Origin of the sequence: Xanthobacter versatilis (assembly GCF_043193975.1) — a bacterium.
GTDB lineage: Bacteria > Pseudomonadota > Alphaproteobacteria > Rhizobiales > Xanthobacteraceae > Xanthobacter > Xanthobacter autotrophicus_E.
Map to the genome: position 1 here is coordinate 334,304 of NZ_JBAFVB010000003.1, position 12,727 is coordinate 347,030.

The 12,727-nt window shown below is 69.4% G+C and carries 9 protein-coding genes; 1 reads left to right on the top strand and 8 read right to left on the bottom strand.

Annotation, left to right across the window (positions count from 1 at the left end):
* Positions 1-17: 17 nt before the first annotated feature.
* Positions 18-275 (bottom strand): zinc-finger domain-containing protein, encoded by a 258-nt coding sequence (locus V5F66_RS09090; protein ID WP_012115208.1) that lies wholly within the window; start codon positions 273-275, stop codon positions 18-20.
* 562 nt (positions 276-837) lie between these two features.
* Here V5F66_RS09090 and V5F66_RS09095 point away from each other — a divergent pair.
* Complete coding sequence (locus V5F66_RS09095; RefSeq protein ID WP_394093684.1) at positions 838-2,637, top strand: ABC transporter ATP-binding protein; 1,800 nt, start codon at positions 838-840, stop codon at positions 2,635-2,637.
* 44 nt (positions 2,638-2,681) lie between these two features.
* On the opposite strand, the gene V5F66_RS09100 is transcribed toward V5F66_RS09095, so the two are convergent.
* From V5F66_RS09100 to kdpA, 7 genes are all read right to left on the bottom strand, one after another.
* Positions 2,682-4,415, bottom strand: coding sequence for a uracil-xanthine permease family protein (locus tag V5F66_RS09100; protein ID WP_394051519.1), 1,734 nt, complete (start codon positions 4,413-4,415; stop codon positions 2,682-2,684).
* A 193-nt stretch (positions 4,416-4,608) separates the two neighbouring features.
* Positions 4,609-5,295 carry a response regulator transcription factor gene (locus V5F66_RS09105; RefSeq protein WP_012115211.1) on the bottom strand — a complete coding sequence of 229 codons (687 nt, stop codon included), beginning with the start codon at positions 5,293-5,295 and terminating at the stop codon, positions 4,609-4,611.
* A 24-nt stretch (positions 5,296-5,319) separates the two neighbouring features.
* On the bottom strand, positions 5,320-8,022 hold the full coding sequence (locus V5F66_RS09110) for a DUF4118 domain-containing protein (RefSeq protein ID WP_394093685.1): 2,703 nt from the start codon (positions 8,020-8,022) through the stop codon (positions 5,320-5,322).
* Between the two features lie 84 nt (positions 8,023-8,106).
* Positions 8,107-8,712 carry a K(+)-transporting ATPase subunit C gene (locus V5F66_RS09115; protein WP_394093686.1) on the bottom strand — a complete coding sequence of 202 codons (606 nt, stop codon included), beginning with the start codon at positions 8,710-8,712 and terminating at the stop codon, positions 8,107-8,109.
* Positions 8,713-8,722: 10 nt separating this feature from the next.
* Positions 8,723-10,816 (bottom strand): potassium-transporting ATPase subunit KdpB, encoded by a 2,094-nt coding sequence (kdpB, locus tag V5F66_RS09120; protein ID WP_394008031.1) that lies wholly within the window; start codon positions 10,814-10,816, stop codon positions 8,723-8,725.
* A gap of 23 nt (positions 10,817-10,839) precedes the next feature.
* Entirely contained in the window at positions 10,840-11,010 is a 171-nt protein-coding gene (locus V5F66_RS09125) for a hypothetical protein (protein WP_394093687.1), read from the bottom strand.
* Position 11,011: 1 nt separating this feature from the next.
* Positions 11,012-12,727, bottom strand: coding sequence for a potassium-transporting ATPase subunit KdpA (gene kdpA, locus V5F66_RS09130; protein ID WP_394093688.1), 1,716 nt, complete (start codon positions 12,725-12,727; stop codon positions 11,012-11,014).

Here is a 12,727-nt window from a genome sequence, read left to right on the forward strand (position 1 = left end):
GGCGGATCAGCTTTCGGTCAGGCGGCGGTGGCCGCCGGGGTGTCGTGCCACTCGCACTCTTCCGGCTTGGCCGCGCCGGCGGCAAGGGCCGGGTTGTAGCGGTAGAGCGTGGAGCAATAGGGGCAGACCGCCTCGGTGTCGCCGCCGAGGTCGATGAAGATGTGCGGGTGGTCGAACGGCGGCTTGGCGCCCACGCACATGAATTCCTTGCTGCCCACCTCGATCAGGGTGACGCCGAGGTCGTTGCAGAAGTGGGGAATGCCGGTGTCCGCCATGGTTCCGCCCGTGTGCGTTCAAAAAAGCGCCGCGACCTTAGCCTCTGATGCGCGCCGGTGAAAGACCCCGTGCCGCGGCAGATCGGCCATGGGTGTGGGAACCGGCGCCGGCTCGACGAGCGGTTTCGGCCGGGCTATCCTAACGGCAGGTGAAGAAGGGAGGGTCGTGTCCATGAAGCATTCCATGTCCGACGCGCCATCCCTCGCAAGGCTGGCCAATCCAAGGCTTTGCTACGGCGGGCTTGCGCGCGCCCCGTTTGGAAGCGTTCCGTCTGGTGCCGTTATCGGCGCGGGTGTGGCGCGCGGCGTTGTCCGGCGCACCCACCACACCGACGTCATTCCCAGGCGCCCGATTTCCCGGCGGCCCCGCCGCTAGGCCGGCCCTCCTTCCAGCGCGCGTGGTCCGCCCCGCGCCGGCCTCGAGGCCGGCGGGGACAGTGACGCCCGACCTTCCTCCGCCTCATCCGACGCGGCGCGCCTTGCGCCGCTTCTCCTTGTCCGAACCAGGGACCGGCCCTTCGCACATGCCTCGCGCATGACTTCGCGCGGCCGGGAACATGTCATGTCGCTCTTCCAGACCCACAAGCGCGGGGTGTCCTTCCGCGCCGTTTTCGCCTTCCTCCTCGGCCACTGGCGGCGCCGCAAGGGCGTGATCGCCGCCACCGCCGCCGCCGTGCTCGTCGCGACGCTCGCGGAAGTGTTCGTGCCGCTGTTCGCCGGCCGGCTCATCGGCGCGCTCGCGCTCGCGGACCGGGAGGCGGCATGGCGGGCGGCGACGGCAGCCTTCCTCGCCATCGTGGCCCTCGGCGCAGTGATGGTCACCGCCCGGCATTTCACCTATGTCGCCCTCGTGCGGCTCACCCTGCGCATGATGTCGGACCTCGCGGCGGATGCTTTCGCCCGCGTCCAGCGCTTCTCGGCGGACTGGCATGCGAGCACGTTCGCCGGTTCCACCGTGCGCAAGATCTCGCGCGGCATGTGGTCCCTCGACGTGCTCCACGACACCCTGCTGGTGGCGCTGTTCCCCTCCGTGGTGGCGCTGGCCGGATCGGCGATCCTGCTGGGCCTGCACTGGCCGGTGATGGGCCTCGTGGTGGCGGTGGGTGCGGTAGCCTTCGTGACGCTGACGCTGGTGCTGTCGCTGAACTTCGTGGCGCCGGCGGCCCGCCTCTCCAATGCGTGGGACACCCGCGTCGGCGGCGTGCTGGCGGACGCGGTGGGCTGCAACGCGGTGGTGAAGGGCTTCGGCGCCGAGGCGCGGGAAGAGGCGCGGCTTGCCCGCGTGCTCGCCAAGTGGAACGGCCGCACCCGTCGGACTTGGATGGCGGGCACCTGGGCCGGCACGGCGCAGCTGATGGCGCTGGTGGCGTTGCAGGCCTCCATCATCGGCACGGCGCTGATGCTGTGGCGGCAGGGCGCGGCGAGCGCGGGCGACATCGCCTATGTGCTCACCACCTACCTCGTCGTGCATTCCTACCTGCGCGACATCGGCATGCATGTGCACAATCTCCAGCGCTCGCTCAACGAGCTGGAGGAGTTGGTGGAGATCCACCAGCAGAGCGTGGCCATTGCCGATGCGAGGGATGCCGTGCCGATCAAGATGGTGGACGGGCGCATCGCCTTCGAGCACGTCACCTTCCACTATCGCGGCCATGACGCGCGGCTGTTCGAGGACCTGAACGTCACCATCGACGGCGGCGAACGGGTGGGCCTCGTGGGCCATTCCGGCTCGGGCAAGACCACGTTCGTGAAGCTGATCCAGCGCATGCACGACGTAACCTCGGGCCGGGTGACCGTGGACGGGCAGGATGTGCGCGCGGTGACGCAGGGCTCGCTCCGGCGGGCCATCGCGGTGGTGCAGCAGGAGCCGGTGCTGTTCCACCGCTCGCTGATGGAGAACATCGCCTATGGCCGTCCCGACGCCTCCTTTGCCGAGATTCGGCGGGCGGCGGAGCTGGCCAATGCCTCTGGCTTCATCGAGCGCATGCCGCGCGGCTACGGCACGCTGGTGGGCGAACGGGGGGTGAAGCTCTCCGGCGGCGAGCGCCAGCGCATCGCCATCGCCCGCGCCTTCCTTGCGGATGCGCGCATCCTGATCCTGGACGAGGCCACTTCCAGCCTCGATTCGGAATCGGAGGCGGCCATCCAGGAGGCCATGGAGCGGCTGATGGTGGGGCGCACGACGCTGGTCATCGCCCACCGGCTGTCCACGGTGCGCTCCCTCGATCGCCTGCTGGTGTTCGACCGGGGGCGGATCGTGGAGGAGGGCGACCACGATGCCCTGGTGCAGCGCGAGGGCGGCCTCTATCGCCGCCTGTTCGAGCGGCAGGCCATGGAGCTGGCCCGAGGGCTCGCGGCGTGAAATGAGGGGGCGGCGCGCCGGTGCCGCCCCCGTTTTGTGAAGTCCTACTGGTCCACCACGCACACCAGCTCGTGCCGGCCGTCCGCCAGCACCCGGCGGGTGAGGCGGTCGGAGAGGCGGGTCATCAGCAGCAGAACGATGCCGTTCATCACCGCGTCCTCGTCCACCTCCGGGTCCAGGCTGGGCGCGGGGCCCGCCTCCAGGGGCCTGCCGGCCCAGGTGAAGGCCAGTTTCAGCTGGTGCTCGTCGAAAGTCGCCGCCACCTCCACCGCCCCCTCGACAAGGGCGGGGGCGGCGGTGCTGAATTCCTCGGCCAACTGCACCAGGCGGGCGACGGCATCGGCGCGGGCGCCTTCCACGCCGCCGGTGTCCAGCAGGAAGGGACGCAGGGTCGAAAATCCGGTCCCGGGCTCCCAGTGCGTCCGGAGCGTGGTGCGCCGGCCGATGCGGAACAGGGCATTCAGCGCCAGCGCCGTGAACAGGCCGAGGATCAGCGAGGAGCTGACCACGGACTGCAATTCGGACGACAGATGCTGGGAATAGAAGGCCGGCAACTGGTCGAACGACAGGCCGAGCAGGAAGCCGAGGCCCACCGTGATGGTCCGCCGCGCATCGAGCATCCTCTGGCCGAGGATCGACACGCCGGACAGCACGATGAAGGCGGAGGCGAACAAGAGCGCCGCCCCCAGCACCCCGCGCGGAATCGCCAGCACCAGCGCCGATGCGCCGGGAAGGAAGGCGAGGGCGATCCAGGCGAAGCCCACGCCCAGGGCCACCCGGCGCGCCAGCACTTGCGTCGCCACCGAAAGCCCGACGCTGGCGGAATAGGTGTTCAGACCCATGGTGCCGAGCAGGCCGGCCATGAGCGTGCCGAGTCCGTCGGCGAGCACGCCGGCCTCGATGTTGGCATAGTCCGGCCGCTTCCAGTCACGGTCGTTGGCCCGCTGGCTCGCCACCATGTCGCCGAAGCCGCGCAGGGTGCAGGCCAGCGCCCCCGCCAGGAAGCCCGGCAGCAGGCCGAGGCTGAAGCTCGGCGTCACCAGCGGCCAGTTCAGCGACCAGCCGAGCGAGCTGGCGAACGAGGGCATAAGGGCGGTCACCGGCACCGCATCGGCCGCAGACATGCCGGAGGGGTCGGCGAGCCTCCACGCCACATGGAAGGCAGTTCCCACCGCCAGGCCCACCAGCACCGCCATGGTCTTGAGCCGGGCGGTGCCCCACACCGCAAGGCCGATCATGACCGCCAGCGCCAGCACGGCGGCGCCGGTGCCGTCGCCCGACAGGGGCCGCTCCTGCCCCAGTCCCACCACCAGCTTGAACGCCACCACCCCCAGTATGATGCCGATCAAAAGCACCACCAGCCCGACGATCTCGATAGGCAGGTACGGCCGCAGCCGGCTGATGAAGCGGCTGAGGGTGATCTGGGTCAGCCCCGCCGCGATGGTGAGGCCGGCCACCGCCGACAGCCCGCCGGTCTTGGCGGTCAGCAGTGCGGCGGGCAGGTAGGCGGCGGTGAATACCGCCGGCAGCAGGAAGCCGCTGCCGACCCGCGGCAGCCCCGGCAGCCGGCCGCCCCAGGACTGGAACAGGGTGGACAGACCCATGGCGAGCATGGCCAGCGCAAGGTAATTGGCCTGTGTCGCCGCATCCGCGCCGGCGGCTTGCGCCACCAGCACCGGGAACACCAGCGTCACCGCCATCAGCCCCATGTGCTGGGCGATGGAGGCGGCGAGCACTGCCAGCGGCGGGCGCGATTGCAGGTCGTAGCGCAGACTCATGCCGCCCCCCGCCTGTGGGCGGGAGGAGCCGCGCGCCGCGCGACGGTGACAAAGCTGGTGGGAGGGATCATGGATCGGCCCGGCCCCGGGGAAGCCGGACGAGCCTAGAGCAGGATTTTGTCGAACGAAATCGCGAATTCGTGTCGAGACGGCTGCCGTTCCGGGTGCAGTTCACCCGATCGACAGCCACAGCTCAGTCCGGCTCGGCGAGACGGTAGCCGACGCCGGTCTCGGTGCGGATGTAGCGCGGCTGCTCGGGGTTGTCCTCCAGCTTCTGCCGCAGCTGGCGCACATAGACCCGCAGATATTGCACGTCATAAGCGCTGCCCCACACCTTTTGCAGGATGAAGGCGTGGGTGAGCACCCGGCCGGCATGCTGCACCATGAGGCGCAGGATGTCGTATTCCTTGGGCGAGAGCTTCACCTCCCGCTCCTTCAGCCGGACGATGCGGCGCACCAGGTCCACCGACAGGTCGCCCACCTTGAACAGGGGCTTTTCCCCCTGCTGCTGGAGGCGGTGGCGCAGGGCGACGCGCAGGCGGGCGATCAGCTCGTTCATGCCGAACGGCTTGGTGACATAATCGTCCGCCCCGCCCTCCAGCGCCTCGACGATGCCGGCCTCGTCGGTGCGGCTGGAGAGGATCACCACGGGGGCATCCAGCCCTTCGGCACGCCAGCGGGCGAGCAGGTCGCGGCCCGGCATGTCGGGCAGTCCGAGGTCGAGGATGATGAGGTCGGGCCGGGCCTCGGTGACGCGGGCAATGGCCTCGGCGGCGGTGGCGGCGCTGGTCACGTCATAGCCCTGGGTGGACAGCCCGGCATTGAGCAGCTTGCGGATGGCCGGCTCGTCATCCACTACGAGGAGCTTCACGCCGTTCATGACGCGTCTTTCATGGTGCGTCCCTCATGGCAACGCCTTCAGCGCGCGGGCCTGGGGCGGCACCGGCATGCGGATGGTGAAGGCGGCGCCGCGCCGGTCGGGCCGCCCGTCGGCGGTGAGGGTGCCGCCCATGGCCTCCAGGAAGCCGCGGCTGATGCCGAGCCCCAAGCCCGTTCCGGCCCGCACCTGGTCGCCCTTGCGGACGCGATAGAATTTGTCGAACACCCGCTCGCGATCCTCCTCGGCGATGCCCGGCCCCTCGTCCAGCACGCGGAGCGTGACGAAGGCGCCGTCGGACCAGCCCTCGATGCGCACCAGCGCGCCCTCCGGCGCATATTTTGCGGCATTGTCGAGGAGGTTGAACAGGGCCTGCTCGAACAGCACGGGATCGATGCTCAGCATCGGCAGGTCCGGGGCAAGGTCGATCTCCAGGCGATGATGCCGCAGGATGGACCGGGCGCGGTCGAGCGCGCTGCCCACCACCTCGCTCACGTCGCAGAGGCCGGCATTGGGCACGATGGCGCCGGATTCCAGCCGGGTCATGTCGAGTAGGTTGGCGATGAAGCGGTTGAGCCGCTCGGCCTCCTCCTCGACGGTGGAGAGCAGGTCCGAGCGCGCCTCCTCGGTGAGCGCGGAGAAGAAGCTGCGCAGGGTGCCGGCGGCGCCCATGATGGAGGCGAGCGGCGTCTTCAGGTCATGGGAGATGGAGGTGAGCAGCGCCGTGCGCAGCCGGTCGGTGGCGGCGTCCAGCTTCGCCTTCTCCACGTCGGCGACGAGGTTCACCCGCTCCACCGCCAGCGCCGCCTGGTCGGCCAGCGCATCCATCAGCCGCCGCTGCTCGGGGGTGAGGAGCGGTCCCTCCTTGTCGCGGTCGATGCCGATGACCCCCACCGCGCCGCGCCCGGTCTGCATGGGCATGAACAGGCGCTTGGCCCCCGGCAGGGTATCGGCGCCGCGCCCGGCCCAGCGGTTGTTCTCGAAGGCCCAGCGGGCGGCGGCAAGGTCGGCGGCGTCGATGGCGTCTTCCGGCGGGTAGGCGGCCTTCACCGTCAGGGTGTCGCCATCGGGCAGCACGATCACCACTCGCACGTTGAGCATGGAGGCGATCTGGAAGGCGGTGGCCCAGAGCAAATCGTCGAGGGTGCCGGCGCCGGCGAGCTTTTTGGAGAACAGGTAGAGGTCTTCCGCCGTCTTGGCCCGCGCCCGCGCCGCCAGCGCCTGGGCGCGCACCCGCGCCGTGAGGTTCGAGGCGATGATGGCCACCACCAGGAAGAAGAACAGCGCGACCACGTTCTCCGGATCGGTAATGGTGAAAGTGTAGAGCGGCGGGATGAAGAAGAAATTGAACGCCAGCATGGCGGCGCCGGAGGCGACCAAGGCCGGCGCCAGCCCGAAGCGCACCGCGCTGACCAGCACCGCGGTGAGGAACACCAGCGCGATGTTCTGCAGCGCCAGGACCTTCTGGAGGCCGAAGCCGACAAGGGTCGCCAGCGCGACGATGACAAGGCTGGCGAGATAGGGCCACGTCTCCCGCCGGGCGGTGGGCACGGCGGCCCCTGAGCGGCCGGGCGCGGGCGTCTCCTTGTCCCCGGCGATGACGTGGACCGAGATGTTGCCGGAGCGGCGCACGAGGTCGTGCACCACGGAGCCGTGGAGGATCTCGAACCAGCGGGAGCGGTCCGACTTGCCGATGACGATATGGGTCACGTTGGCGGAGCGGGCGTAGCTGAGCACATCATCGGCGATGCGGGTGCCGCCGGGGATGGTCACCGCCTCCCCGCCCATGCGCTCCGCCAGCCGCAGGAAATCGGCGATGCGGTCGCGCTCGGCGGTGTCGAGCCGCAGCGCGCGCTCGGTCTCCACGTAGAGCGCGACCCACGGCGCCCGCAGCCGGTCGGCGAGGCGCTTGGTGTAGCGCACCAGCGCGGCACTGCGCGGGTCCTCGCTGAGGCAGACCAGCACCCGCTCCCCCGCCGCCCACGGGCCGGATATGGCATGGGCACGCATGTGGGAGAGCAATTGCTCGTCCACCCGCTCGGCGGTGCGGCGCAGGGCGAGTTCCCGCAGGGCGGTGAGGTTGCCGGGGGAGAAATAGTTCTCCACCGCTCGCCGCGCCGTCTCGGGCACGTAGACCTTGCCCTCCTTCAGCCGCTGGAGGAGGTCGCCGGGGGTGATGTCGATGACCTCGATGTCGTCGGCGCGGTCGATGATGGCGTCGGGCACCGTCTCTCGCACCCGCACGCGGGTGATCTGCGCCACCACGTCGTTGAGGCTCTCCACATGCTGGATGTTCAGCGTGGTGTAGACATCGATGCCCGCCGCCAGCAGCTCCTCCACATCCATGTAGCGCTTGGCGTGGCGGCTCTCCGGGGCGTTGGTGTGGGCCAGCTCGTCCACCAGCACCAGGGCCGGGCGGCGGGCGAGGATGGCGTCGAGGTCCATCTCCTCGATCAACCGTCCCTTGTAGGGGATGCTCCGGCGCGGGATCACCTCGAGGCCGGCCACCAGCGCTTCGGTCTCGCGCCGGCCGTGGGTCTCCACCACGCCGATCACCACGTCCGCGCCATCGTTGCGGCGGGCATGGCCGGAGGCGAGCATCTCGTAGGTCTTACCGACGCCCGGCGCAGCCCCGAGGAAGATCTTCAGGCGGCCGCGCGTCTCCTGCTCGGCGGCCGCGAGCAGGGCATCGGGCGAAGGCCGCACGGGAGCGGCACGGTCGTCGGGCATGGCCTCCTCCGGGATCCGGGCGTGTGACAGCCCGATCCATTGCCTTCAGGCTCAAGCGCCGCGTGGGCTTGGCCTATCGGTCTGTCACTGCGGGCGCGCCTTGTCGAGGGCGAGGTTGAGGGCGAGCACGTTCACGCGCGGCTCGCCGAGGAGGCCGAGGGTGCGGTCCTCCACGCTCTCCTCCACCAGCCGGCGCACCACGCCCTCGTTGAGGCCGCGCGCCCTGGCCACCCGCGGCACCTGGAACAGGGCCGCCTCGGGCGAGATGTGGGGGTCGAGCCCGCTGCCGGAGGCGGTGACGAGGTCTACCGGCACCGGGTCGCGCGGGTTCTCGGCCCTGAGGGCGTCAAGGTCGGCCTTCACCCGGTCGGCCAGCGCCGGGTTGGTGGGGCCGAGGTTCGAACCCATGGAGTTCGCCGCATTATAGGGCGCGGGAATGGTCTTGGTGGCGTCGGCCGGGTCGGCGTCGGTGGTGGCCGACGGCCGGCCGTGGAAATAGCGCGCGGACGTGAAGTTCTGGCCGATCAGCGCCGAGCCGATCACGGTCCCCTCGCGGGTGACGAGGCTGCCGTTGGCCTGCCTCGGGAAGAGCACCTGTGCCGCCCCGGTCATGGCGAGCGGGTAGGCAAGGCCGGTGAGCGCCGTCAGGGCGATGAGCACGACGAACGCGGGGCGAAGTTCTTTCAGCATGGGTGTTTCCTCAAACCAGGTGAAGGGCCGTGACCGCAAGGTCGATGGCCTTGATGCCGACGAACGGCACGAGGATGCCGCCGAGGCCGTAGATCAGAAGGTTGCGCTTCAGCAGCGCCGCCGCGCCGATGGGCCGGAAGGCGACGCCCTTCAGCGCCAGCGGGATGAGGGCGATGATGATGAGCGCGTTGAAGATGATGGCCGACAGGATGGCGCTTTGGGGCGAGGCCAGCCCCATCACGTTCAGCGTGCCGAGCTGCGGGTAGAAGGCCACGAACATGGCGGGGATGATGGCGAAATACTTCGCCACATCATTGGCGATGGAGAAGGTGGTGAGCGAGCCGCGCGTCATCAGCAGCGCCTTGCCGATCTCCACGATCTCGATGAGCTTGGTGGGGTCGCTGTCGAGGTCCACCATGTTGCCGGCCTCGCGGGCCGCCACAGTGCCGGTGTTCATGGCGACCCCCACGTCGGCCTGGGCCAGCGCCGGGGCATCGTTGGTGCCGTCGCCGCACATGGCCACCAGCTTGCCCTTGGCCTGCTCATCGCGGATGAGGCGCAGCTTGGCTTCCGGGGTCGCCTGGGCGAGGAAGTCGTCCACCCCCGCCTCGGCGGCGATTGCGGCGGCGGTGAGCGCGTTGTCGCCGGTGATCATCACCGTGCGGATGCCCATGCGCCGCAATTCGGCGAAGCGCTCGCGGATGCCGCCCTTCACGATGTCCTTGAGATGGATGACGCCGAGCAGTCGCCCGTCCCGCGCCACGGCCAAAGGCGTGCCGCCGGACTTGGCGATCTCCTCGGCGATGGCATTGATCTCGCGGATGGCCTCCTGGCTCACCAGCGTTCGCACATTCTGCACCGCGCCGGAGGCGGTGACGGCGCTGCTGCCGCCCTGGACATAAGACAGGATGGCATCCACCGCGCCCTTGCGGACGGAGCTTCCGTCCACGTCCACGCCGCTCATGCGGGTCTGGGCGGTGAAGGGCACGAAATGGGCGTTCAGGCTCGCCATGTCGCGGCCGCGGATGGCGTATTTCTCCTTCGCCAGCACCACGATGGAGCGGCCTTCGGGGGTCTCGTCGGCAAGCGATGCGAGCTGGGCGGCGTCCGCCAGGTCCTGCTCGCTCACCCCGCGCACCGGGTGGAAGGCGGCGGCCTGCCGGTTGCCCAGCGTGATGGTGCCGGTCTTGTCGAGCAGCAGGGTGTCCACGTCGCCCGCCGCCTCCACCGCGCGGCCCGACATGGCGAGCACGTTGAAGCGCACCAGCCGGTCCATGCCGGCGATGCCGATGGCCGAGAGCAGCGCTCCGATAGTGGTGGGAATGAGGGTCACGAACAGCGCCACCAGCACCACCACGGAGATGGAGCCGCCCGCGTAGGACGCAAAGCTCGGGATCGACGCGGTGGCGAAGATGAAGATCAGCGTCATGCCCGCGAGCAGGATGTTGAGGGCGATCTCGTTGGGCGTCTTCTGCCGCTCGGCGCCTTCCACCAGCGCGATCATGCGGTCGAGGAAGGTCGCGCCCGCCGCCGCTGTGATGCGCACCTTGAGATGATCGGAGACCACCGTGGTGCCGCCGGTCACCGCCGAGCGGTCGCCGCCGGATTCGCGGATCACAGGGGCACTCTCGCCGGTGATGGCGGCCTCGTTCACCGAGGCGACGCCTTCCACCACCTCGCCGTCGGAGGGGATGATGTCGCCGGCCTCCACCAGCACCACGTCGCCCACCTTCAGTGAGGTGCCGGGCACGGTGCGGAAGGCGTCGCCCTCGCCGGTGAGCAGCTTGGCCTGGGTCTCGGTGCGGGTGCGGCGCAGTGATTCCGCCTGCGCCTTGCCGCGCCCCTCCGCCACCGCTTCGGCGAAATTGGCGAACAGCACGGTGAACCACAGCCACAGGATGATCTGGAAGGAGAAGCCGAGGCCGCCGCCCGAGGTGACGAGGTCGCGCACGAACAGCACGGTGGTGAGGAGGGCGACCACCTCCACCACGAACATGACCGGGTTCCTCACCATCGCGCGCGGATCGAGCTTGCGGAACGAGGCGCCGACGGCGGGCAGGAGGATGGCGGGGTCGAGCAGGCTTACGGAATGGGATCTGGCCATGGAGGCACTCCCGGGAAGAGGTGTCAGTGGGTTGCGACGTTCAGCGCCAGCGCGATGACGGCCTGGATGGCGGCCGCGAGCACGAGGGCGGCGACCGACACGATCAGGATGAGTTCGGACGCCGAGAGCGGCATGCGGCGCGCCCTGGGCTCCCGCCCGGCGCGGGGCCGGGCGGGCGGGGGGTGGTGGTCCATGTCAGCCTCCCGCGCCGAAGCTCTGCCCGGCCGCCGCCGCCAGATGCTCGACGATGGGGCCGAGCGACAGGGCCGGGAAGAAGGTGAGCCCGCCCACGATCAGGATGACGCCCACCAGCAGCCCCACGAACAGGCCGCCGGTGGTGGGGAAGGTGCCCGCCGAGGCCGGCACGGTCTTCTTCGCCGCCAGCGCCCCCGCCAGCGCCATGGCCGGCACGATCATGAGGAAGCGGCCGACGAACATGGAGGAGGCCAGCGTCAGGTTGTAGAAGAAGGTATTCCCCGTGAGTCCGCCGAAGGCCGAGCCGTTGTTGGCGGTGGCCGAGGTGAAGGCGTAGAGGATCTCCGAGAAGCCGTGCGGTCCCGGATTGTTTATGGAGGCAACAGCCGAGGGCAATACTGTCGCCACCGCCGTCCAGCCCAGCATCATCAGGGGCAGGATGAGGATGGCGAGCATGGCCATCTTCACTTCCTTGGCCTCGATCTTCTTGCCCACATATTCCGGCGTGCGGCCCACCATGAGGCCGGCCACGAACATGGTGACCACCACGAACAGCAGCATGCCGTAGAGGCCCGCGCCCACGCCGCCGACGATGATCTCGCCCAGCTCCATGTTGATGAGCGGGATCATGCCGCCGAGCGCCGTGAAGCTGTCGTGCATGGCATTCACCGCGCCGCAGGACGCCGCCGTGGTGATGACCGCGAACAAGGCGGAGGCAAGGATGCCGAAGCGCAGCTCCTTGCCCTCCATGTTGCCGCCGTTAAGGCCCAGCGCATTGAGCGCCGGCGTGCCGGCGGCCTCGGCCCAGTAGGTCACTGCGACGCCGGCCACGAACAGAACGCCCATGGCGGCGAGGATGGCCCAGCCCTGCTTCTCGTTGCCCACCATGCGGCCGAACACGTTGGTGAGCGCCGCGCCCAGCGCGAAGATGGAGACCATCTGCAGGAAGTTGGAGAGCGCGGTGGGGTTCTCGAACGGGTGGGCGGCATTGGCGTTGAAGAAGCCGCCGCCGTTGGTGCCCAGCATCTTGATGGCCACCTGCGAGGCCACCGGGCCCAGCGCGAGGGTCTGCTTGCCGCCGTCCAGCGTCGCGGCGTCCACATAGGGGCCCAGCGTCTGCGGGATGCCCTGCCACACCAGCACCAGGGTGAAAACCACGCAGATGGGCAACAGCACGTAGAGGGTGCAGCGGGTGATATCCACCCAGAAATTGCCCACCGTCTGCGCCGAGGCGCGGGAAAAGCCGCGGATCAGCGCCATGCCCAGCACGATGCCGGTGGCGGCGGACAGGAAGTTCTGGTGGGTGAGCCCCAGCATCTGCACGAGGTAGCCCATCGTGCTTTCACCACCGTAATTCTGCCAGTTGGTGTTGGTGATGAAGCTGATGGCCGTGTTGAAGGCAAGGTCGGGGGCCACCGCCGCCATGCCCTGCGGATTGAAGGGCAGCAGGTCCTGCACCCGCATGAGCGCATAGAGCAGGAGGAAGCCGCCCACGTGGAACAGCAGCATGGCGATGGTGTAGGTGAGCCAATGCTGCTCGCGCGTCGCATCCACTCCGCCGAGGCGGTAGATGAGCTTTTCCACCGGCGCGAACACGGGGGAGAGAAACGTGCGTTCGCCCGCGAACACGCGGGTCATGTAGCCGCCGAGCGGCCGCGTCAGCATCAGCACGACGAGGCAGAACAGGGCGATCTGGATCAGTCCATTGGGTGTCAT

Coding starts and splice junctions, on each gene's coding strand:
- V5F66_RS09090 (WP_012115208.1), bottom strand. CDS start 275: ATGGCGGACACCGGCATTCCCCACTTCTGCAACGACCTCGGCGTCACC.
- V5F66_RS09095 (WP_394093684.1), top strand. CDS start 838: ATGTCGCTCTTCCAGACCCACAAGCGCGGGGTGTCCTTCCGCGCCGTT.
- V5F66_RS09100 (WP_394051519.1), bottom strand. CDS start 4,415: ATGAGTCTGCGCTACGACCTGCAATCGCGCCCGCCGCTGGCAGTGCTC.
- V5F66_RS09105 (WP_012115211.1), bottom strand. CDS start 5,295: ATGAACGGCGTGAAGCTCCTCGTAGTGGATGACGAGCCGGCCATCCGC.
- V5F66_RS09110 (WP_394093685.1), bottom strand. CDS start 8,022: ATGCCCGACGACCGTGCCGCTCCCGTGCGGCCTTCGCCCGATGCCCTG.
- V5F66_RS09115 (WP_394093686.1), bottom strand. CDS start 8,712: ATGCTGAAAGAACTTCGCCCCGCGTTCGTCGTGCTCATCGCCCTGACG.
- kdpB (WP_394008031.1), bottom strand. CDS start 10,816: ATGGCCAGATCCCATTCCGTAAGCCTGCTCGACCCCGCCATCCTCCTG.
- V5F66_RS09125 (WP_394093687.1), bottom strand. CDS start 11,010: ATGGACCACCACCCCCCGCCCGCCCGGCCCCGCGCCGGGCGGGAGCCC.
- kdpA (WP_394093688.1), bottom strand. CDS start 12,727: ATGACACCCAATGGACTGATCCAGATCGCCCTGTTCTGCCTCGTCGTG.